This is a genomic window from Paenibacillus sp. JNUCC 35, assembly GCF_058269095.1.
Genome location: NZ_CM177771.1, coordinates 3,459,386 through 3,481,941, shown reverse-complemented (window position 1 = coordinate 3,481,941; position 22,556 = coordinate 3,459,386). Strand labels below are relative to the sequence as shown.

18 protein-coding genes and 1 pseudogene are annotated in these 22,556 nt (G+C 53.8%); 13 read left to right on the top strand and 6 right to left on the bottom strand.

Annotated elements, in window-relative coordinates; genetic code table 11:
• Positions 1 to 42 precede the first annotated feature (42 nt).
• The 9 genes and pseudogenes from AC2TF6_RS15775 to AC2TF6_RS15735 form a co-directional block, all read left to right on the top strand.
• Positions 43 to 969 carry an ABC transporter permease subunit gene (locus AC2TF6_RS15775; protein ID WP_317957151.1) on the top strand — a complete coding sequence of 309 codons (927 nt, stop codon included), beginning with the start codon at positions 43 to 45 and terminating at the stop codon, positions 967 to 969.
• Between the two features lie 12 nt (positions 970 to 981).
• Positions 982 to 1,893: an ABC transporter permease subunit gene (locus AC2TF6_RS15770; protein ID WP_491307555.1), complete on the top strand. Its 912-nt coding sequence runs from the start codon at positions 982 to 984 to the stop codon at positions 1,891 to 1,893.
• A gap of 14 nt (positions 1,894 to 1,907) precedes the next feature.
• The gene (locus tag AC2TF6_RS15765) at positions 1,908 to 2,909 is read left to right on the top strand and encodes an ABC transporter ATP-binding protein (protein WP_491307554.1); all 1,002 of its coding nucleotides are present in this window, start codon (positions 1,908 to 1,910) and stop codon (positions 2,907 to 2,909) included.
• Complete coding sequence (locus tag AC2TF6_RS15760) at positions 2,906 to 3,892, top strand: ABC transporter ATP-binding protein (protein ID WP_009673582.1); 987 nt, start codon at positions 2,906 to 2,908, stop codon at positions 3,890 to 3,892. The genes AC2TF6_RS15765 and AC2TF6_RS15760 overlap by 4 nt, the downstream gene beginning before the upstream one ends.
• A 17-nt stretch (positions 3,893 to 3,909) precedes the next feature.
• Positions 3,910 to 5,556 (top strand): leucyl aminopeptidase family protein, encoded by a 1,647-nt coding sequence (locus AC2TF6_RS15755; protein WP_491307553.1) that lies wholly within the window; start codon positions 3,910 to 3,912, stop codon positions 5,554 to 5,556.
• Positions 5,553 to 6,245: a copper homeostasis protein CutC gene (locus AC2TF6_RS15750; RefSeq protein ID WP_491307552.1), complete on the top strand. Its 693-nt coding sequence runs from the start codon at positions 5,553 to 5,555 to the stop codon at positions 6,243 to 6,245. Before AC2TF6_RS15755 ends, AC2TF6_RS15750 begins: the two co-directional genes overlap by 4 nt.
• A 181-nt stretch (positions 6,246 to 6,426) precedes the next feature.
• Complete coding sequence (locus AC2TF6_RS15745) at positions 6,427 to 7,383, top strand: ROK family protein (RefSeq protein WP_491307551.1); 957 nt, start codon at positions 6,427 to 6,429, stop codon at positions 7,381 to 7,383.
• 219 nt (positions 7,384 to 7,602) lie between these two features.
• The gene (locus AC2TF6_RS15740) at positions 7,603 to 8,877 is read left to right on the top strand and encodes an alpha-L-fucosidase (protein WP_491307550.1); all 1,275 of its coding nucleotides are present in this window, start codon (positions 7,603 to 7,605) and stop codon (positions 8,875 to 8,877) included.
• A gap of 180 nt (positions 8,878 to 9,057) precedes the next feature.
• Positions 9,058 to 9,216 (top strand): annotated as a pseudogene (locus AC2TF6_RS15735) (aminoglycoside 6-adenylyltransferase); the annotation flags it as partial.
• 287 nt (positions 9,217 to 9,503) lie between these two features.
• Here AC2TF6_RS15735 and AC2TF6_RS15730 read toward each other — a convergent pair.
• Positions 9,504 to 10,511, bottom strand: coding sequence for a quinone oxidoreductase family protein (locus tag AC2TF6_RS15730; protein WP_491307549.1), 1,008 nt, complete (start codon positions 10,509 to 10,511; stop codon positions 9,504 to 9,506).
• 140 nt (positions 10,512 to 10,651) lie between these two features.
• Here AC2TF6_RS15730 and AC2TF6_RS15725 point away from each other — a divergent pair, with 140 nt between their 5' ends.
• Positions 10,652 to 11,599: a LysR family transcriptional regulator gene (locus tag AC2TF6_RS15725; RefSeq protein WP_491307548.1), complete on the top strand. Its 948-nt coding sequence runs from the start codon at positions 10,652 to 10,654 to the stop codon at positions 11,597 to 11,599.
• A 181-nt stretch (positions 11,600 to 11,780) separates the two neighbouring features.
• Here AC2TF6_RS15725 and AC2TF6_RS15720 read toward each other — a convergent pair whose 3' ends face one another.
• Positions 11,781 to 13,127: a lytic polysaccharide monooxygenase gene (locus AC2TF6_RS15720; RefSeq protein WP_491307547.1), complete on the bottom strand. Its 1,347-nt coding sequence runs from the start codon at positions 13,125 to 13,127 to the stop codon at positions 11,781 to 11,783.
• 601 nt (positions 13,128 to 13,728) lie between these two features.
• Here AC2TF6_RS15720 and AC2TF6_RS15715 point away from each other — a divergent pair.
• Complete coding sequence (locus AC2TF6_RS15715) at positions 13,729 to 15,444, top strand: ABC transporter ATP-binding protein (protein ID WP_491307546.1); 1,716 nt, start codon at positions 13,729 to 13,731, stop codon at positions 15,442 to 15,444.
• A 248-nt stretch (positions 15,445 to 15,692) separates the two neighbouring features.
• Here the strand turns inward: AC2TF6_RS15715 and AC2TF6_RS15710 are convergent, their stop codons facing one another.
• The 4 genes from AC2TF6_RS15710 to AC2TF6_RS15695 all read right to left on the bottom strand — a co-directional run bounded on the left by AC2TF6_RS15710 (position 15,693) and on the right by AC2TF6_RS15695 (position 20,215).
• The gene (locus tag AC2TF6_RS15710; protein ID WP_491307545.1) at positions 15,693 to 16,892 is read right to left on the bottom strand and encodes an MFS transporter; all 1,200 of its coding nucleotides are present in this window, start codon (positions 16,890 to 16,892) and stop codon (positions 15,693 to 15,695) included.
• Between the two features lie 35 nt (positions 16,893 to 16,927).
• Positions 16,928 to 17,983, bottom strand: a complete 1,056-nt coding sequence (locus tag AC2TF6_RS15705; protein ID WP_009673798.1) for a Gfo/Idh/MocA family protein — start codon at positions 17,981 to 17,983, stop codon at positions 16,928 to 16,930.
• A 62-nt stretch (positions 17,984 to 18,045) separates the two neighbouring features.
• Positions 18,046 to 18,903 carry an HAD-IIB family hydrolase gene (locus AC2TF6_RS15700; protein WP_491307544.1) on the bottom strand — a complete coding sequence of 286 codons (858 nt, stop codon included), beginning with the start codon at positions 18,901 to 18,903 and terminating at the stop codon, positions 18,046 to 18,048.
• Positions 18,887 to 20,215 carry a DegT/DnrJ/EryC1/StrS family aminotransferase gene (locus AC2TF6_RS15695; RefSeq protein ID WP_491311669.1) on the bottom strand — a complete coding sequence of 443 codons (1,329 nt, stop codon included), beginning with the start codon at positions 20,213 to 20,215 and terminating at the stop codon, positions 18,887 to 18,889. The genes AC2TF6_RS15700 and AC2TF6_RS15695 overlap by 17 nt, the downstream gene beginning before the upstream one ends.
• Before the next feature lie 104 nt (positions 20,216 to 20,319).
• Here AC2TF6_RS15695 and AC2TF6_RS15690 point away from each other — a divergent pair, with 104 nt between their 5' ends.
• Entirely contained in the window at positions 20,320 to 21,312 is a 993-nt protein-coding gene (locus tag AC2TF6_RS15690; protein ID WP_491307543.1) for a LacI family DNA-binding transcriptional regulator, read from the top strand.
• Positions 21,313 to 21,528: 216 nt separating this feature from the next.
• Positions 21,529 to 22,347, top strand: coding sequence for an alpha/beta fold hydrolase (locus AC2TF6_RS15685; protein ID WP_491307542.1), 819 nt, complete (start codon positions 21,529 to 21,531; stop codon positions 22,345 to 22,347).
• The last annotated feature ends 209 nt before the right edge of the window (positions 22,348 to 22,556 follow it).

Here is a 22,556-nt window from a genome sequence, read left to right as displayed (position 1 = left end):
CGGCCCCTCTTATGTACTTGTTCAATGAAGGGGGCTCACATGATGGGAAGATACGCGCTACAAAGACTACTTGGAGTCATTCCGCTGCTGTTTGTCGTATCGGTGCTGGTCTTCATGTTCATACACTTAATCCCCGGCGATCCGGCCCGGCTTGTCGCGGGCAAGGAAGCCACGCTGGAGGAGATTAACGGCATACGGGCACAACTCGGGCTGGATCTGCCGCTATGGCAGCAATATTTCAATTATATGGGCAAGTTGCTGCATGGCGATCTGGGCAGTTCTCTGCGGTCCGGCCTGCCGGTATCCGACATGCTGATGAGCAGATTGACGCCAACTCTTATTTTAACGTTTTTGAGCTTGGGCTGGGCATTAATCATCGGTCTGCTGATCGGTACGATCTCTGCGGTTAACCGCAACAGGTGGCCGGATTACGTGGGCATGCTGACCGCAATTTCAGGGATCTCCATCCCAGGCTTTTGGCTGGGGCTGGTGCTGATTCAGATCTTCTCGGTACAGCTCGGCTGGTTCCCTACCGGCGGAGTGGATTCCTGGAAGTCCTATATTCTGCCTTCCCTCACACTTGGAGCGGGAATTATGTCCATGCTTGCCCGGTTCTCCCGCTCATCCATGCTGGAGACGATGCGGGAAGATTATATCCGGACGGGACGTTCGAAAGGGCTTAGAGAGTTCATCGTGGTTGGACGGCATGCGCTGCGCAACTCGCTGATTCAGGTTGTCACGGTGGCGGGTCTGCAATTCGGGTTCCTGCTGGGCGGCTCCGTGATGGTGGAGACGGTTTTCAGTATTCCGGGTCTTGGAAGGCTGCTTGTGGATTCGATTTCTTTTCGGGATTATACCGTGATTCAAGCGCTGCTACTGCTGTTTGCGACCCAATTCATACTTATTAATCTTATCGTTGATATGCTGTACGGTGTGCTGAATCCGAAAATCAGGTATGCATCTAGCTAGGAGGGGAATAGGATGGACAACAATACAACGGTGATGGGAGCCGACTCCTCAGAGGCTGGTGTGACCCTGGTGACGAAGCCGACCAGAGGCCGTGCAGCGGAGTTCTTCAGCAAGTTCTGCAAGCAGAGAGGGTCGCTTGCAGCAGGCATTTTTATTATTTTTCTGACGATTATAGCGATCTTCGGTCCGCATCTTACACCTTATGATCCGAATGTGCCGGATTATGATGCGCTCATGACTGGTCCATCGGCCGCGCATTGGGCCGGAACCGATGAATATGGCAGGGATATCCTGAGCCGTCTGCTTGACGGAACAAGGTTGACCTTGGCGGTCAGCTTGAGTTCCGTGCTGATTGCGGCTGTGCTGGGTACCGTGCTTGGATTGCTCAGCGGATATTACGGAGGCTGGCTCGACCGGCTCATCATGAGGGGCAGCGATGTGCTGTTCTCCTTCCCGGATCTGCTGCTGGCCATCGGGATTGTGGCGATTCTGGGCCCGGGACTGTCCAATGTGGTCATTGCCGTTGCCGTGTTTGGCACGCCGTCATTTGCGCGGATTATCCGCAGTGTCACCTTAAGCGCCAAAGAGACTTTATTTGTGGAAGCAGCCCGCTCGATGGGCGCGAAGAACGTGCGCATTATATGGCAGCATATTTTTCCGCAGACCGTGCCGAGTGTGATCGTGAACGTAACGATGAAGATCGGCGGTGCGATTCTGGCGGCATCCTCCTTGAGCTTCCTGGGTATGGGGGCGAAGCCGACCGAACCGGATTGGGGCGCGATGCTGAGCATGGGGCGCGACTATTTGAGCATCGCTCCGCACATTGTGTATTTTCCCGGGGTAGCGATCTTTCTGGCTGTACTTGCTTTTAACCTGGTTGGGGACGGACTGCGTGACGCGCTGGATCCCAAGACGAAAAATTAAAGGGGGACAGGGCCATGACACCCAGACTGCTTGAAGTGGAAGGATTGAAGACAGAGTTCAGACGTGATGGCGGAAGCGTAATGGCAGTGTCCGGCATTGATTTTCACATCAATAGAGGTGAAGTGCTGGGGCTGGTCGGCGAGAGTGGCTGCGGCAAAAGTGTGACTTCCCTGTCGATTATGCGCCTGCTCAAGGATACACCGGGAAGGATTGCTGGCGGGGCAGTCCGGTTTGAAGGCACCGACCTGACTCAGATTCAGGAGAAGGAGATGCGGAAGTTCCGTGGCAATGAGCTGGCGATGATCTTCCAGGAGCCGATGACCTCCCTGAACCCGGTGCTGCGAATCGGACGTCAATTGGAGGAGCCGATTATGCTGCATCTCGGATACAGCCGGAAGCGTGCACGGGAGCACGCCATTCATACACTGAAGCTGGTCGGGATTCCCCGGGCGGAGGACGTGGCCGATGAATATCCGCATCAGCTGTCCGGCGGAATGAGGCAGCGTGTGATGATTGCGATGGCCATGTCGTGCGGCCCGAAGCTGCTTATTGCCGATGAGCCGACAACGGCGCTTGATGTGACCATCCAGGCGCAGATTCTGGACCTGATGAAGCGATTGAAGGAAGAACAGGAGATGGGCATGCTGTTGATTACACACGATCTCGGTGTTGTGGCGGAAATGTGTGACCGGGTGGTTGTTATGTATGCGGGACGGGTTGTGGAAGAGGCACCGGTTCAGGAGTTATTCGCAAATCCCCAGCATCCGTACACCAAAGGCCTGATCCAATCCGTTCCCAAGCTGCGCCAGAAGGTTCGCCGTCTGGAATCCATTCAGGGCAATGTGCCTGACTTAAGTGCGATGCCTCCAGGCTGCAAATTCATGCCGCGATGTACGTATGCGATGGAGCGGTGCCTTCAGGAACCGGAGCTTCTGTCTGTGGAAGGACAGGAGCAGCGCAAAAGCCGCTGCTGGTTGACGCAGATGGATACATCGGAAGGGGGAGACAACCAATGATACAGTCACACACAGAGACTCCGCTGGTTGAGGTAAAGGGGCTACGCAAATCTTTTGCCGTGAAAAAGGGCTGGTTCGGCGCGGCCAAATACTTGCGCGCAGTGGATGGTCTGTCCTTCGCTATACGCAAAGGGGAGACGTTCAGTCTGGTCGGGGAGAGCGGCTGCGGGAAGTCTACGACCGGGCGGCTTGTGAATCGGCTGCTGAAGCCAACAAGCGGTGAAGTATGGTTCAACGGACAGAATATCAGCAACCTTTCCGACAACCAGATGCGTCCAATGCGCAAAGATATGCAGATGGTCTTTCAAGATCCATACGCATCGCTCAATCCGCGAATGAAAGTGAAGGAGCTTGTGGCTGAACCGCTGCTGATTCATACGAAGCTCAGCGTGAAGGAGCGGGATAAGCTGGCCCGGGAACTGCTGGAGACAGTAGGCCTCAGCAGCATTCATGCCGAGCGCTATGCGCATGAGTTCAGCGGTGGCCAGCGGCAGCGGATCGGGATTGCCCGGGCGCTGTCCGTACGTCCGAGCTTGATCGTGGCGGATGAGCCGGTCTCGGCGCTGGATGTGTCCATCCAGTCCCAGGTGCTGAACCTAATGCAGGATCTGCAAGAGGAGTATGGCCTGACGTATCTGTTCATTTCCCATGATCTGAGTGTAGTTGAACATATTAGCGACCGCATCGGTGTAATGTATCTGGGTACGCTGGTGGAAACGGCGGACAAAGACACGCTCTATGACCGTCCGCTTCATCCGTACACCCAGGCGTTGTTGTCATCCGTGCCGGTTCCAGATCCGAATCAGAAGCGGGAGCGCATTATTCTGAAAGGGGACTTGCCGAGTCCGGTTGATCCGCCTTCCGGCTGCCGGTTCCATAACCGCTGCCCGGCCTGCATGGATATTTGCAGGCAGCAGGAGCCGGTGTTCCGGGAAGTGGAACCCGGGCATCAGGTTGCCTGCCATCTCTATAATGAAGCCTGATTAGGCGGCTTATTACAATGCCTAAGGAAAGGATCGCCATGCACATTACACTAGATATGACTGAACTGGCGGATGTTCTCATTCATCCGGTATATGCGGGGGAATCGCTTCCCTATGCGCTGAATGAAGCGCGCAAGCGGCAGGGCACCATGACCTGGCTGTACGCCCGTTCTGCAGGTGAAGCGGATGTGCTCGCCGCCGGACTGGGGGAGCGTTGTGCCGTAACGCTGGAACGGGTACGCCGCGCCGGGGGCGCCGCGGCACGGACTCTGCTGCAGGAAGGGCGGGGCAGCGCAACGCTGCTCAGACATCCGGGCACAGTAATTGGAGTTGGAGTTGGAAGCAGTGAGAGCATAGAGTCAACGGCCGCGTGGCTGCAGGCCTGGATTGAGGGCTGGCTGCTTGGATTATACCGGTTCGATAAATATAGAAATGTCACGAAAATAAGCGGCAGTGTGAAGTTGAATCTGCGGTCTGCAGATTGGCCTGAACTGTCCGCGGCCGGACTGAATTCGGTCATTCAGACGGCCATCCACCGGGCGGAGGCGACAAATCTGACCCGGGACTGGGTGAATGAGACGCCGGGTACGTTGAACCCGGATGCTTTTGTGGAATGGACGCAGGATCTCTTCAAAGACAGGCCGGTAAATATTTATGTCTACCGGGGACAGGAGCTAACTGAGCGCGGCATGAACGGCCTGCTGGCAGTGGGTGCCGGGAGCAAGCACGCTCCGGCGCTAATCGAGCTGAGGTACGAAGCCTGCCCGGATGCCCCGATGCTGGCCTTGGTCGGCAAAGCCATCACCTTCGATATGGGCGGCATGAACGCGAAGACGGGCCGGGACATCAGCGATGCCCGGATGGATATGGGCGGAGCGGCCGCCGTCATCGGCGCGCTGGACATTCTGGTCCGGCAGCAGGCCAAGGTCCGGGTCACGGCCCTGATCGCCGTGGCCGATAACCTGCCGGATGCCCGCGCCACGCTACCTTCATCCGTGGTTGCTTATCCGAACGGCTTGACCGTTCAAATTGCAAATACGGATGGAGAAGGCCGGCTCGTGCTGGCAGACGCGCTGATCCATGCGGCCGGGCTTGGCGCAGCGCAGGCGATCGACATTGCCACGCTAACGGGCAATGTCGGGGATGCGCTGGGACTCGGGATCGCCGGCATATGGGGCGATGCCGATATGACGCGCGAGCTGGCCCAGATTGGCGAGCATAATGGCGAGCGGCTGTGGCCGATGCCGCTTATGGATGATTATGAATCCGAGCTGAGAAGCAATTATGCCGACCTGCGTAACGTGGGCACCTCTGCGCTGGCTGGCGCCATCACAGCAGCGTTATTTATTCGGCGGTTCGTCGACAAATCCATGAACTGGGTCCATATTGATATGGCCGGCACGGTGCAGTACAAGCAGGATGTCGGTTACGCAGAGGCGGGAGCGACAGGGTATGGCGCAAGACTGCTGGCTGATTATGCGGTGAATTATGCCCGGAAGTGTGACGCGGGAAAGGCATCAGGGAATGGAGCAAGGAATGCAACAGAGGACGTATCAGAGGATGTGTCAGAGAATACATCAAGGAATGAAGCAAGGGATGCAGCAGGGTTAGTATCAGGGGACGTATCCGTAAATGAATCCCGGAAACAGGAGGGTTCGTTATGATCCTGGAAGTCATCGCTACCTGTATTGACGATGCGTTAAGGGCTGAAGAAAATGGGGCAAATCGGCTGGAGCTGATCACGGCCGTTACCGAAGGCGGGTTGACGCCGGGCATCGGATTGATCCGCCAGGTTGTAGGGGCTGTGCAGATTCCGGTCCATGTGATGGTCCGGCCGCACAGCCGCAGCTTTGTGTACAGCAAGCTTGATCTGGAGACGATGATAGCCGAGATCCAGGCCATTAACGCGGCTGGTGCCGCAGGCATTGTAGTCGGTGCACTCACGGCGGAAGGGCTGATTGATGAAAACGCGCTGGGTGATCTGCTTCCCTGGGCGGACGGGATGCAGATCACCTTCCACCGGGCTTTTGATGAACTGGAGGATCAGCTTGCAGGCCTGCAGACGCTAATGCGCTACCCGCAAATTACCCGGGTGTTGACCTCGGGCGGACTGAAGCCCGCAACCGAGGCAATGCCTGCTATTCGCAGACTTGTTGAGGCCACCGAAGGCCGCTCGCTTCGAATTCTTGCCGGGAACGGCCTGACTCCGGAAGCGGCCGGGTCTTTCATCGAACAGACCGGAGTTCTAGAAGTTCATTTCGGCTCCGCAGTCCGTTACGGACGTTCCGGTCTTGCACCGATTGATCCGGTGCAGCTGCGGGCATTGGCCGACAGCCTTGCTCAGTATTCCTGATCTTGATCAGCGCTGTCCGTGCGAAATTCCTAAATCTGCATGAAGCAACGGCAAGCAGATGAAGCAAGCTGAAGCTTCAACAGCAATGAGTCAACCAGGGCAGCGGGTAAAGCGGGGAAGAAATGCATGAAATATAGAGCGAACGTTGTCTTAAGTCCCATCCATACAGATCTGAAAATAGGTGATTGATTTGCAGAACACAGACAAATATGTAGTGGGAATTGACCTTGGTGGAACAAAGATCGCCGCAGCTCTCTTTAATGCTGACGGTGAGATATTGAACCGCGAACGCATGGAGACGGCGAACGCCCGCACAGCGGAAGAAGTCGTGCAGCGCATGGTGGAGATGATTCATTCCGTGTCCATGGAACACCCGGTATGCGGCGTAGGTCTGGCCTCGCCTGGGACCGTGAACAGTAAGGACGGTATCGTGCTTCAGGGCACGAACCTGCCGGAATGGAACAACGTTCCTCTGAAAAAGTGGATGGGAGACGCACTTGGCGTCGTGGTGGAGGTCGTTAATGACGCGAACGCAGCGGCATGGGGTGAGTATGTCCGGGGTGCGGGAAAAGGCTCCGGGAACATGGTATACATCACGTTCAGTACAGGCATCGGTGCGGGCATTGTCCTCGACGGGAAGCTGTTCCTGGGCGCGACTTCCTTTGCCGGGGAGCTGGGCCATAACATTGTTGTGCCGGATGGATCGGCATGCATCTGCGGGAACAATGGCTGCTGGGAGATGTACGCTTCAGGAACCGCCATCCGCGACTCGGCGCTGGAACTTATGCTGAGCAACCCGTCCGTGATTGGAGAACTGGCGGCTGCAAGCGGTGAAGAGATCTCGGCCAAGCATGTGTTCGAAGCACACCGTCAGGGTGACCCCATCGCCGCCCAAGTAGTGAACCGGGCGGTTCATTACATGGCGCTGGGCTTGGCCAACGCGATTCATACATTCAATCCCGACCGGATTGTAATCGGCGGCGGCGTAAGCAAGGCAGGCGACCTGCTGTTCCCGGCGCTTAAGGCGGAGACCGGGAAGCTGGTCATGAAGCCATACCGTGGCACGTATGAGATCGTGCCTGCGGGATTGCGGGACGACGTCGGCCTGATCGGAGCCGCGGCTTTGTTTCATACTTGACTTAAGCGGGAACTAATGAACTTTATGCTAAGTAACGGAGGGGGCGGAACGATTCTGAAGAAGCGCAGCGTTCGCCTTTGTCCCGGATTTCACCCGCTAAGCGGTATAATCCAGAAATCTGGAGACAACAGCGTTCGCAAGAACGTTCCGCATCCGGAATAGTCTTTTCAGCCGTTGTGTGTATTTAGAATCACTTCAAAGGAGACGGGGGATTGTCGCATGAGCACAAGAGAGCAAAGGACCCGGTGGTTTTTGCAGGACCGGTTCGGCATGTTCATTCACTGGGGATTATATTCCATTCCCGCCAGGGGAGAATGGATTCGAGGCAACGAGCGGATGAGTTATGAGCAGTATCAAGTGTATTTTGACGAGTTCGACGCATCCCGGTATGAACCGAAGAAATGGGCGAAGGCCGCCAAGGCTGCAGGACAAAAGTATGCGGTGCTGACGACCAAGCACCACGACGGCTTCTGTCTGTTCGACAGTAAGCTGACGGATTTCAAGGCGACGAACACCCCGGCTGGACGAGACCTGGTTCGTGAATATGTAGATGCTTTTCGCGAGGAGGGCATTGCGGTCGGACTGTATTATTCGATCATCGACTGGCATCATGACGATTACCCGGGATATGGGGACAAAGCGCACCCGGATCGGGACAATGAAGCGGCCAAGAACAAGCCAATCGACTTCGACCGATATCTGGACTACATGCATGGTCAGGTGAAGGAGTTGCTCACGAACTACGGCAAGATTGACATCATGTGGTTCGATTTCTCCTATGATGATATGACCGGCGAGAAATGGAGAGCGACCGAGCTGATTCGGATGATTCGTTCCATCCAGCCGGATATCATCATTGATAACCGCCTGGGCGGTAATATCCGGGCGGCAGAACCCGAGGAATATGCCGGGGATTTCTTCTCCCCGGAGCAGATCATTCCACCTGGTGGCATCGTGGATGAGAAGGGGGAAGTTGTCCCTTGGGAAGCGTGTATCACCCTTAACGATAACTGGGGTTATCATGCTGCGGACAAGAACTACAAGTCAGCCAAGCAGGTGATCCGTACCCTGGTCGAATGCGTCAGCAAGAACGGGAACTTGCTGCTTAACGTGGCCCCGGATGCGAAGGGTGAGATCAACCGGGAGACACTGGAGGTGCTGGACGAAGTAGGGGAATGGCTGAGACTGAACGGTGACAGCATTTATGGCTGTAAGGCGGCTGATTTGCCGAAGCCCGAGTGGGGCCGCTACACCCAGAACGGGAACAGGTTGTATGCCCATGTATATGACCGGGGGATAGGCCCAATTTACTTCGAAGGGTTGAAGGGCAAGATTGAGAAAGCCAGACTGCTGCGGGATGGGACCGAACTTAAGGTAGAAGTTCCATGGATGGCGCTGGAATACTCCGACATTGAGAACGGCGCCTTCATTAATCTTGCCGGATCCAGGCTTCCGGATGAGAGCGATACGGTGATTGAGCTTCATCTGAGATAGGGCTGCGGCTTTAACTTTTAACAGAGTACAATCTATAGGGCTAAAGAGAACTGCAGGACACGGAAGGTCATCCCGTGTCTTTTTTTCATCCTCTTTGATTGAGCTGTAATTATATGGATTCACAAATTATGGATACATAAAATTGTATTAGAGGTGGTGCATGCGAGAAGCAAGGAAGAAATGACGGGTCTGGGTATGAAATTTGCTCTGGATAACGAGAAGATCAGAATTTTTACGCTAGAAGGCTCACTCACTAACGTAAATATCCCACCGGACGAATTTCAGGACTACGATTTCAGTTACTTTGTTACGGATATGGATCATTTCAAGAAGACGGATTTCAGGCATTTAAAGATTACTTTGAGTTGTATGGACAATGCCGTATACAATTCGAGTGTGTTGAAACACCCCGACTCTTTGTTATCGACGGCATTTCAAAAGTCAATTTAAAATCACTGCTTTGACGTAACAAAATGGCAGAACCGTCTTCAAATTCAGACCGGATTATTATTGAAACAATTGACCAATTAGAATTCATAATGGGTTGCTATGGTTCTAAATCGGTTCCCTACATACTTTTTTCGTGCTTATCACGTGCCGAGGCAAACTCAGCAAAATCAACTAAATTAGTTCAAGACTTTTTTATCACCTGACATCAGGGTCAGATTGCCGAACTGCCGGCCCTCCTTCATGCAGGCGAAAGCCTGGACCGCGTCACGCATCGGAAACACTTTATGCACGACAGGTTTGAGGTTGTGTTTCGCCACAAATTGGAGCATCGCATGGAATTCTTCCGAGCTGCCCATAGACGTTCCGATCACACTCAGTTGGGGAAAAAAGAGGGCGCGCAGCGGAAGTTCGACGGCATCTCCCGAGCTGGCTCCGAAACTGACGATACGCCCGTCCGGTTTAAGGACGTCGAAATAGTTGGGGAAGGTGGCGGGACCTATGCTGTCCAGCACCAAATCCGCCTTCGTTTCCTCGAAGCGGGCTTTCCAGCTTCCGCCGCTTTCAAAGCAGAAATCGGCACCGAGCTGCCGGGCCAGCTCCAGCTTGTGTTCGCTTCGGGACGAGACACTGACCCGGGCCCCGGCAGCCTTGGCCATCTGGAGCGCGATCGTAGCGACACCTCCTCCGATACCGGGGATGACGACGTGCTGCCCTGTCTTAAGACCGCCCCGGGTAAATAACGCGCGGTAAGCGGTCAACGCGGACAACCCGAGAACGGCGGCTTCCTCCCAAGTGAGGTGAGAAGGTTTAGCGACGGCATTTTCTGCGGGCACGATGATAAAATCGGCAAAAGTCCCGTCGGAGGGACTTCCGATGATTTGAAGATCTTCCGGCAAGGAATCCGCTTTTTTCCAGTTTAAAGTCGGATTCAGCGCAACTTCCAGGTTCAGAAGGTCGGGGGAAACGCCTTCGCCGATTTCCGTCACAATTCCCGCTCCGTCCGAACCGGGTATTAGCGGTCTGTCTCCGGCATTCCGGTCATTTATAACGAATAAATCGCGGTGATTGAGACCCGCTGCGATCAGCTTGACTTTAACTTCCCCGTATCCGGGATGCCTGTCTTCCGTTGTGGAATAGACAAGTCCGTCTACTCCGCTTTTTTCTCTATGCAGAACAGCTTTCATAACAAATCCCTCCGGTATAAAATCTTGTTGAATCAATGAGTTCTGACACGTTGAATTTTACAGAGAGCCGGTCATCAAGTAAAATCATTAGAAATGAACAAAGGTATCGATTTCACTAATGGAATGTCAGGGAGGTTCGGATGGAGAGCGGTGATTTGAAAATATTCCGTACGGTGGCCCGGGAGGGGAGTATCACCAAGGCGGCGCATATTCTGAACTATGTCCAGTCCAATGTGACCAACCGGATACAGCTCCTCGAAACGGAACTGGGCACGCAGCTGTTCTACCGGTCCAGCAAAGGGATGAAGCTGACGGCGGCCGGTCAAAATTTGCTTGGGTACGCCGATAAAATTGTGGTTCTGCTGGAAGAAGCCGTGAAATCCGCCCAAGCGACGGATATTCCGAAAGGCCCGCTCCGGCTGGGCTCTCTCGAAACGACGGCCGCCATCCACCTGCCGCAGCTGCTGACTCGGTATCACGGTCTGTATCCGGAGGTCGAGCTTTCGCTGATCACCTCCGATTCGCACCAGCTTATCCGCAAAATCAAAGATTACGAGCTGGACGGAGCCTTCGTGTACGGACCGGTCTCACAGGAAGAGCTTGAATGCCAACCCGCGTTCGAGGAAGAACTGGTGTTGATTTCGGAGCCGAAAGAAACGGATCTTGCCGAGCTGCTGAAGAAACCTCTGCTGTTTTTCGGTTCGGGCTGCTCCCACCGCGACAGAGTCGAGCGGCTGCTGGTTAAGGAAGGCGTCGAGGCTCGCCACATGATCGAGTTCGGTACCCTGGAGGCTATCATCGGAGGCGTCTCGGCGGGGCTTGGCGTCTCGCTGCTTCCCCGTTCGTCGATCAGCAGAATCGTTCAGGCGAGGGAGGTTTACCTGCATCCCATTCCGGAGGAATTCCGGGAAATCAACGTCGTGTTTATTTACCGGAAGGATTTGTTTAAAACGGAAGCATTCAAGCGGTTTCTGGATTTTTTGCGGAGTGAGGGGACAGGCGGCGTGGAAAATCCTGCAGCGGCAGCGCCGGGAGCGAGTTCAGCCTCGGGCCCAGGCCCAGCGGACAACCAACCCGCTGGCTCGTAAATTCGCCCGTACGGTCCGGTCAGGGCTGACATGCCAGGGCCGTTCCGGCAGGATGCGTTCGCTGCGGCAGTTCCGACAGGGGACCACCGCTTGCCAGGCAGCGACGGATCGCGCGCATCGACAAGTAAAAAAACCGATTTCCGGCAAAGATCCGGAAATCGGTTTTTTGGGGTTGAGCCGCTTATTTCAGCAGCCACAGCGCCGGAACGTTGGAAGGCTCCCAGCCTGCGATCGAGGTGTGCGGCTGACGGCACTCGTAAGTCGAGCCGTTGTACGTCACGAGATTGCCTGTTGTGTAAGCCGTGTTGACCGCCCAAGCGGCAACCGCCGGGCCGGAAGCTGTCGTTACCGACACCGCGTTGCTGTTAGCGGATTCGTTGCCGGCGGCGTCAATCGCCCGCACTGTGAACGTATAAGCGGTGCTTGGCGTCAAGCCGGACACGGTATACGTAAGCGTCGAGCCCGAAACCGTGCCCGCAAGCGTTGTGCCCTTGTAAATCCGGTAGCCCGTAACGCCTACATTATCGGTGGCGGCATTCCAGCTCAAGGCAACCGACGAGGATGTAGCCGTTCCGGCTGTCAGACCGGCAGGTGCCGTTGGCGCCTGGTTATCGACAGGAGCAGATCCCGTCGTGAACGTAACCGAATTGCTGGCCGGAGAAGTGTTACCGGCCGCATCGACAGCTTTCACCGTGAAGGTGTAAGCCGTATTCGGAGTGAGGCCGGTTACATTGTAAGAGGTAGCGGATCCGCTTGTTGTCGTAACGAGCGTGGAACCGTTATAGATCTGATACCCGGTTACACCGACGTTATCCGTCGAAGCGCCCCAAGTCAGGGTAGCGCCCGTTGTCGTCACGTTGGACGCGGCTGCGCCGGACGGTGCTGTCGGAGCGACTGTGTCGGAAGGATTGCTGCCGCCGAAATTAACGTCGATCACGTTGTAGAAAGCATTCGCTGTATCGGCGATTTCCCAGACAGCCAGGATGACCTGATAACCTGTTCTGGCCGGAACGTTACAAGTATCGGAGTAAGAGAACGGCGGCTGTTTACCGCCATAGTTCACGGAGCAGAACGGCGTCAGATCGAAAGAGTTTCTGGTCAGTGCGGAATTCGGATCCCAGTTGGCTTTGGTGATGTAATATTTCCAGCTTGTCGTCGCATGGGCGGCCGTCAGCTTCCAAGTGAACGTGTTCGTGCCGGAGGAGATGTTCACTTTGCTCCAGCGGGTTGCGGACTGCTCGTCCAATTTCGGGAAAGTTCCGCCCCCGCTCCCGATTTTACCGTCGGCAGGGCCCGCAGCCGGGAAGCCTTTCGCATATTCAAGGCTTTGAGGCTCATAAACGACAGCTCCGCAGTCTTTGTTGGTTCCCTGCTTACAGAGGTAAGCACGGCTGCCGGGTGATTCGACATAGCCGTGGGCGGACGCTTTTTGAGCGAGTAAAAGCATACAGAACGCAAGGATCAGGGACAATCCGGCGGCAAACAGAATCCGGGTCGTGCCAGAGCGGGAGATACGAACAGTTGACATATAATTGGCCTCCTTTTAATGGGGAATGCTAAGAGAACGGCTTGAAAAGTCATTATCCTGGCAGCGGCAGTCCTGGATCATCTCCTTTCTGTGCTTGCACAACGTGCAGAACGGAAATTTCGCGGGGCAACGCTAGGCTATCCCTCCTTAAAACAGGTGGATTTATATAAACTCCTGGGAGCTTATATACATAGAGAATAGGCGGAAACCGGGAGCTTGGAATAGTTTGCGTGCGAGATGCAGAAGGCGGAGCAGGCAGAGTTGACCGGCATTCCGGGGTCAATGGCAGGTTGACTAGGCAATTATCGAGGCGCCGCTTAAACAGGTTTAAGCGCTTACAAAATTGAGGTTAAAAAAACCTAGACCGAGAAGACAGAGTCGTTTATCCAGAAATATTATACCCGTATCATACAATCTATGCTAAAATTTGACAACCCTTATTTTCGTAGATTTAGCAAATTTATTCATAGATTACGGCTCGGAACGCAGGAAGGTTCGGTTAAAAGCGAATTTTATCTTTGTTGTTCGGCAGGTTTGGACTACAATATTAGACAGGTCTGTGCATCGCGGTTAAAAGATAGAGAAAGAAAGAGGGATAGGATTGCTGAAACGTTTTTTTGCTTATTACCGTCCTTACAGAGGACTGTTTATTCTGGATTTCGGCTGTGCCGTGATCGCGGGGCTGCTTGAGCTCGGCTTTCCGCTTGCGGTGAACTTGTTTCTGGACAAACTTCTTCCGAGCGGGGACTGGTCCCTGATCACTTGGGCTTGCATCGCTCTTCTGGCGATTTACTTGCTGAACATGGTCCTCAATTACGTCGTCACGTACTGGGGCCACATGCTCGGGGTAAACATCGAAACGGATATGAGGAAGAAACTGTTCGATCATATCCAGAAGCTCTCGTTCCGGTTCTTCGACAATAACAAGACCGGTCACCTGATGACCCGAATTACTAACGATTTGAACGAAATCGGGGAGATTGCCCACCATGGACCGGAGGATGTTTTCATCGCCATAATGACCTTGATCGGAGCTTTCTTGCTCATGCTTTCGATCCACACGAAACTGGCCCTGCTTACGTTTATTGTCATTCCTCTGCTTGCCTGGTTTGCCATCTATTTTACCAAAAAAATGACCCGTACGTATGAAAGGCTGTTCGGCAATGTGGCCGAATTTAACAGCCGGGTCGAAAACAATATCAGCGGAATCCGCGTAGTCCAGGCATTCGCGAACGAAGAATACGAAAAGAATCTGTTCAAAGGAACCAACCAGCAGTATCGTCAGACGAAACTGCTTGCCTATAAGCTGATGGCGAAAAGCATGTCGATCAGCTACATGATGATGCGCTTCGTTTCGCTTTTCGTTATGCTGTGCGGGACTTATTTCGTCATCCAGGGCGAATTGTCGTACGGCCAGTTTGTCGCGTTCCTGCTCCTGTCCAACGTGTTTTTCCGTCCGATCGAGAAAATCAACGCCGTGCTGGAAAGCTATCCGAAAGGCATTGCCGGGTTTAAAAGATACATCTCGATCATCGATACGGAACCCGATGTGGCGGACGGCAAGGACGCGGTAAGCGTGGATAAGCTTAAGGGTGACATTGTCTTCGATTCGGTTACATTCGGATACGACGACCAGAAGAACATTCTCGACAAGCTGAACCTGAACATTCGGGCCGGAGAAACCATTGCCTTTGTAGGGCCGTCCGGCGCGGGAAAAACGACGATCTGCAGTCTGCTTCCCCGGTTCTACGACTGCAAAAGCGGCGCTATCCGCATCGACGGCATGGATGTCCGGGATATGACGCTGGAATCTCTGCGTAACCAGATCGGAATTGTGCAGCAGGATGTGTACTTGTTCGAAGGCACCATCCGGCAAAATATCGCTTACGGCAAGCTGAGAGCGAGCGAGGAAGAAATTTGGGAAGCGGCACGGCAGGCCCAGCTGGAAGAATTTATTCTGAAGCAGCCGGACGGAATGGAGACGATGATCGGCGAAAGAGGCGTCAAGCTGTCCGGAGGGCAGAAGCAGCGTCTCGCGATCGCCAGAATCTTCCTGAAAAATCCGCCGATTCTCATTCTCGACGAAGCGACTTCGGCGCTGGATACGGCCACGGAGCTGGCGATTCAGCAATCGCTGACCGAGCTGTCGAAAGGGCGGACGACTCTTGTTATCGCACACAGGCTCGCCACGATCAAGAACGCCGACCGCATCATCGTCGTAACCGAACGGGGAGTAGCCGAGGAAGGCTCCCACCGGGAGCTTGTCGCCGCCGGAGGTATTTACAGCGGCCTGCACAAAGCGCAGTTCGGCGTCTGACGCGGACAATGTGGGCAGCCTTGCGGCAACAAATGAAGCAGCCGGACAGTAAGCCCGGCAGGAGCGTTAACGGAACCCTGCCGCATTAGCAAGTATGAGCCGCTTTTTAAGCGGCTTTTTCTTATGGGAGCGGCTCGTTTGAAAGCTTCCAGCAGCGCTCAAACACCCGCTGCTGGCTGCTCCGCATGCGCAAGTGCTTCCACAGAAGCGCCGGGAGCGGCTTTCCGACAAGGGTAAGAGCATGAACCTTAGCGGTCCATGCTCTTGCCTGCATGCTTATAGAAGCGGTTACCCGTGTTTCTCAGCCGGAAAGAAATGAACCAAAGCAGAAGCGCCAGTCCGGCAAATAGGAACAGCGTAACCGAAAGCTCTTCCAGAGCCAAGCTCCAGCCGATTAGAAGCGAAATGAGCGATCCTCCCAAGCTCGCGGCAGCGATAAAGTAGCTTGTCACCTCATCTACATATCCCCGCTTCACGGAAGCCGCAAATGTAATCGCAACCGGAAACAGGGGAGATGCCGCAATGCCCGTTAGAAAAATGACCCCCAGCGCCAGGATTGCATCATGGAGAAAGGGGAACACGCCTAAAAGTAAAATCAGACACAGAGCGGAAATTTGCAGCATCGGCAGAGGCGGAATCTTCTTCCCTTTAACGGCTAGCACGGTTCGTCCGATAACCATCGAAGCCCAGAATACGGAAACTCCGATCAGGCTGTAGGACTCAAATCCGCCGACAATCATCAGTGAAGGCAAAAAGTTCGCATAGCTGGTCTCGATCCCGGCATAAACGAAGGCGAACAGAATGAGCAGGCTCAAGCTGCGCTTTTCCCCCCTCATCAATCCGCTTTCCGGGAAAAACTCCTCCGTCCCGCTTCCGGCTCCTTCGGGCTGCGGAAACCGCTGCTTCGGTCGGACGACTGATATCAAGGACACCCAAGCCGCCAGCAGCACTGCAATTGTACTGAGCAGGGAGTACAGAACCAAGGGAAGCACGTCTTCGCCGGCCAGCACATGGATAAGGATGGGGAAGAGCAGGGCCCCGAAGCCGAAGAATACCTCCAGCTTCGCCATCCCTGCCTTGCCGTTTTCCCCCTGCGCTATGATCAAAGCCCCTACGGTCGTCTCCAGCGTGCCCGCCCCGTACCCGATCAGGAACCCGGTCAGAGAGAGCAATTCCCATCTGTCGATCCACAGATAACCCGCCAAGGCGGCCCCGACCATACTCAGTCCGATCGTAATAACGACGAACGGGCCGATTTTCTTGGATAGAACGGGAGAGAAGAGGACACCGATGAGAAACCCGATAAACTGCACAGACAGGATCACTGAGATTTCCTGGGCCCCAATGTCGTAGCGTGCAAAAAAATGAGGTGACAAACTGCCGATGAACACATGAACGACGCCAACCAGAAAATAAAAGGCGCAGCCCATCCAAAGGACGATTCGCATCGTCGGCCTCCTATCTGCGGAAGGCAATCAGGGGATTAGGCCTGCATCACAAGCGTGCCTGAAAGATCCTTCGCGTGTGTTTCGAAGAACAGATTCAGCGTAGCTTGAGAACGGTACCCGTCCGCAAAGCTCGGCAGACCCATTCGGCTTTTCCGGAGAATGGCGTCCACCCATGCCATCTGCTCGATCCGGAATGAATCCGCCCATCCGTGAAACTCGCCTGCCGGGTCCGTCAATAAGGCGGGAGGGAGATCGAAGCTTGCGGACGAGATTCCTTCCGTGATGGTATAACTCAGTGGATTGCGGGTGTGATAGTGGAAATTTTTGCGGTGTCCGATGACCTCGATGCCAAACCCGCATTCCTCGGGAACCGTGCTCTTAGAGGTAACCATATGAATGAACACCTGATTACGGAGCTGTCCCAGAATCTCCGAATAGTCGTCGACCTGGACCTCCCTGTTTTCTTTTTCCTTCACATGGGTGGCCATTTTGACACGGATCGATTCGGGCCGGAAATCCGAACGGAACAGATACCAGATCATGTCGATCAGGTGTATGCCGAGATCGCCCAGGGCGCCGCTAGTCTGCTTGCTGGCTTCGCTGTCTCTCCAAGTGAAGGTTTTTTTTCTCAGAGCGCTGTCTTTCTTAAAGGAGATATTGAACGAAATGATGCCGCCGTGTCCGCCGTTGCGGATGAACTCCATCAGGATATGGACGAATGACAAATACCGGTAATTGAATCCCATCATGGCGATGGCGTGGGCTTTCTCCGTATAGTCCCGCATCACCTGGGCTTCCTCGAGAGTGATGGCCATCGGTTTCTCGCACAGGACATGCTTGCCTGCAGCCAAGGCCTGCAGCGCATGCTCCTTATGCTTGAAGTTAGGGGAAGCGACAATAATGCCGTCCGAGGAATCCAGCAAGTCCTCGTACCTTTCGAAGGCCTGTCCCCCGAAGGTGGACGCGAATCGTTCGCCTGCAGGCTGATGGATATCATGTACGCCTGTCAGTACGGCTTCTTTGACCGTTGACAGTGCTTTGGCATGCGTCATGGCAATATTCCCGGCTCCGATAATACCAATCTTGATCATCTTGATTTCCTCTCCCTTATCCGTGGTTTTTCTCTCTGATCAAACAAAGGGTCTTTGAATCGTCATGCTCCCGCTTGCAGGTGTCCTTTCAGTACATGAAGAATGCCTTTCACATAAGCCCCTTCGGAGACCAGGGGATGCAGGCCTTTGGCTTCTTCCGTCGCGTTGTGAACCAAGTAGCCGTGCCGGACGGCCTGGAGCATAAGCAGGTCGTTCCCGCTGTCGCCAAAAGCAAATGCATGCTCGGGTTGAACGTCGTACCGCTCCAACATGAAGCGCACGATCTCGGCCTTGCCGGTCCCGAGCGGAATAAAGTCCACGTCATAACAGTCCTCCGGATCGCCCGCCAACGGATTGCACCGGTTGATATTGACGTCTACCCGGTACCGGCCGGCCAAATCGCGGATGTGCTTTATCGTATGGAGGTCCGTCAAGGGGTCCCTTTGCCTATAGTAAAAATTCCACTTGAAACGGGAGCTGCCCAGCTGGGTCTGAGGGGTCAGGTCCACGTCGTACTCCCGAGACAACTCCCGGACCAGCGTTTTGACCGCTTCTTCGGAGAAACCGCTGCTTTCAAGCCGGAGGTCCCACTGCTCATCCCTCGCGCCGTAACGTTCCTGAGTCACATAGGTCAGCTCCGTCCCGAGGTCGCTTGCGATAAAGTGAGGGAAAATCCGGAATTTCCCCCCGCTCATTTTACGCAAAATATCCTCGAGTTTGCTGCCGCTCACCCAGCCGATCATCAATTCTCCCTCGCGGCTCTTCCGTTCAATGAACGCTTCAAGCTCTTCCAGCTCCCTGCGGTGCTCGTCCAGCAGGACGTGCGGGAAATAAGTTTCGTCAAAGTCGCAGAACACAAGGTGCTTTGGCTTGAAGGGATGTTCCAGCCGGATGAAGCTGTCCTTATACTCCGATAACACGTCGCAGTCCCTCCATCAGATGGTCTTGTTCTTCCCAGGTCAAATGCGGATACATGGGCAGATGCAGCAGCCGGCTGTGCGTCTGCTCCGTTTGCGGAAGCCGCGCATCCTTATAGCGGGCATTCACAAACGGGGTATTCTGCCTGTGGGACAGTACGGGATAGTAGATATCGGTTTCGGCCGAATACTTGTCCATCAGCTCACGCCGAACCAGGTCCCTGTCTGCGCTCAGGATTTGAATGGGGAAGTGATGCCAGACATGATCATCTGACAATTCGGGCAGCCGGATTTTCTGGCTGTCGGCCAGCGATTGCAGGCCTTGGCGGTACCGGTCGGCCAGAACCGTCCGTTTGAAGTTGTTCAGGGACAAATGCTTCATCCGCTCGATTCCGATGGCGGCCTGCAGGTTATCCATTCGGCTGTTGTATCCGAAGTCCCTTACTTTCCGGTTCTTGGCGTTGACCTCAAATCCGTGATAGCTGAACTGCATGCAGCGCTGCGCCGCTTCTTCATCGTCGAGAGCTATCGCGCCTCCTTTGCCGCATACCCCCACATTCTTGTACGGGTTGAAGCTCAGAATCAGGGCATCTCCCTCCCGTCCGAGTTCCGTTACGCCAATTGCTTGGCAGGCGTCCTCGACAATCTTCAGGCGGTAGCGGTCCGCGAGCTCACGGAGACTCGCCATGTTCGCTTTCTTCCCGTATAAATGTACCGGGAGGATAAATCGGGTTCGGGGCGTAATGGCCGCTTCTGTGCTTGCCGGGTCTAGCGTATAAGTATGCGGATCGATATCCGCATAGACGGGGATACCGCCTACTGCAAGCACGGCATTTTCGGTTGCGGCAAAGCTGTTGGCCGGCATAATAACTTCATCGCCGGGGCGAAGGCCCAAGGCGAGCAGCGCCACCATCGCTGCATCCGTCCCGCTGGAGGTGGCGATGATATATTTTTTCCGCAGGTAGCCTGACAGGATTTCTTCAAAGCGATTCACGTACGGCCCGCTGGTGAACTGCCCTGTCGGGAGCACCACTCTCATCACCGCCAGAATCGCTTCCACCTCTTCTGCGGAGATCAGCCTGTTCAAAGGCAGGAAGTCGACTTTGCCGCGGAATTCGGAGAGGGCGGGGAATAGGGAGCGAATCCAAGTATTAATTGTGTTTTCTTTCCCTGAAATGTATAATTTTTCTAGTAACTTCGTGTTCACCAAATGGTTTTCAAAGCAATCCGGTTCTACGTCACGACCTGTTTTGATGCAATCCAACAGATGAAGATAGTCCTTGCTTGTTCCCCAATATTTGTTTTTAGTGGTCAGCACGGTTTTTCCTCCGTTTCCAGAATTTTTTGATAATTCCTATCCACCATCATCGTAAATTATGAAATCGATGACAGGTCAAGACATTTTTTGGAGGAAAATCCATGCCTACGATACAAGAGATCGCCAAGCTCTGCAAAGTGTCGACATCCACGGTGTCGAGGGTCTTGAACAATCATCCGTATGTTTCCGAGAAGATAAGGAGGGAAGTGTTACGGGTTATTGAAGAAATGAACTACACGCCGCATTTTTTGGCCAGAGGGCTGCGCACCAACAGCTCCAAATTACTTGCCGTCTCCGTTCCCAAGGCGGACCATCCTTTTTTTGCGGGCTTGATCAAGGGAATATCGCTGCAGGCGCTGGAATGCAATTACAAGGTGTGCGTATTTCAAACCTTCTATGGTAAAGAAAACGAGCTTGAGTTGATGAAGCTTCTTCAGAATAGGGAAGTGGACGGGATCATTCTTGGCGCACTGGAGAACATGTGGGACGATATCGCCCCTTACCTGAAGCGAGGACCCATCCTCATGTGCAACGAGTTTCATGAAACCGCGCCGGTCCCCATTCTGTGCTACAACGAATTCGAATCAGGATATACCGCGGTGCGGCACCTGATCGAAAGAGGGTACCGGGACATCGGCTTTTGCTTCGACACGGCCAACAGCGAAGCGCAGAACATGCGGAAGAAGGGGTATTTGGCCGCCCTGTCGGACCACAACCTGCCTTATCGTGAGGAGTGGATCTTTGACGGAGCCTTTTCGATCCTGGACGGCATCCGTATTATGGACAGGATCCACCATCTGCCAGAGAAGAAACCGACCGCGCTTTTCTCGGGCAGTGACCATGTTGCGGCAGGGTTGATCAAACAGGCTGTGAATCTCGGATATAGCGTGCCTGGTGACTTGGCCGTCATCGGATACGACAATCAGCCGATCTGCAGAGTAACGACGCCGACCATTACGAGCATCGACATTCCGGTGGAGCAACTGGGAAGGGAAGCCGTTACCAGGCTTCTTGCCTGCTTGACGGAGGAACTCCCGTTGAAGCGCGAGGTCACTCTGTTCCCGACAGCCTTGGTGGTACGGGAGTCGACATGAGGGGGGCTAAGATTTATAGGATGAAAGACACTGACCCAAGGGGAATATGTTTCTCTTGCCGTGTGGAAGAAGACGATAGTGAGTCTGTTGATTCAGTAGAAGCAGGGCCCATTGTCTACAGCTTCCATAACCTTCATTTTCAGATCTTTTATTAAATGAATAGATTGTTATTCAATCGCGCGATATTAAAACAAATACAAGGGAGAATGAGAAATCATGAAACGTTTTTCCAAAATGGCACTATTAATGGTAGTCATTCTTTTATTGTCCGTAACAACGGCGTCCGCTCAAACATCGAAGGTTGATGTTGGCAGCGGATTGGATCTTCTTATCGACGTCCAAGGAACATCTGTCCCCGGTAAGCCAACTGTGGTATTCGATTCCGGCGCCGGTGATGACCATACTGTATGGCAAACAGCTTATGTACAACAACAAATCGCTCAAAGCACATTGACCGTTTCCTATGACCGTGCCGGTCGTGGTCAATCTGATGATGACGCTAACATTGCCAAGGACGGTGTGACAAAAGCAACTCAACTTCACGTCTTACTTCATAACGCAAATATTCCCGGCCCGTACCTGCTTGTGAGCCATTCCATTTCCGGCGTGTTTGCTCGTACCTTCGCTACTCTATATCCCGGCGAAGTAGCTGGCATTATCTTTGTTGATTCCACTCACGAAGATGTCGTTCAAGAATACGGAGAAGATTTTATCCGCGGCGACCTTGAGTACTCGGACGAATTTGCATGGACCGACTGGTTGACAATTGATCAACAAATCCGTCAACTGAATGCACAAGATGCACTTCGTAACACACCGATCACGGTTCTTTCCGCTAACTGCCACGGTGTCTGCAATGAGCAAAACCCAGGCAGCTTGTTCGACGAAACCAAATGGGCTTCCTTGCAAAACAAAATTGCAGCCCTATCCAACGACGTTGTTCACACAACCCTTGACTCCGGCCATTATATTCAATTGAATAAGCCGGAAGCGGTAATCAGCGCTATCCATGCGATGTTTACACGGATCAATTAGCAATAACCGCCGAAAAGGTATAGATACTTTTATCTATACCTTTTTATCTATACATGATTATCGTGGGAGAGTGATGATATGAGTGGGAATAGTTTAGTTAGAAAAGCAATGAAAGTAACGTCGAAGAGTCAGTTTTAAAATCCAAAGGCTTTCCAAACCAAAAAGATCATGGACATAGGTGCCATGATCTTTTTTATCTAGTGCTCACA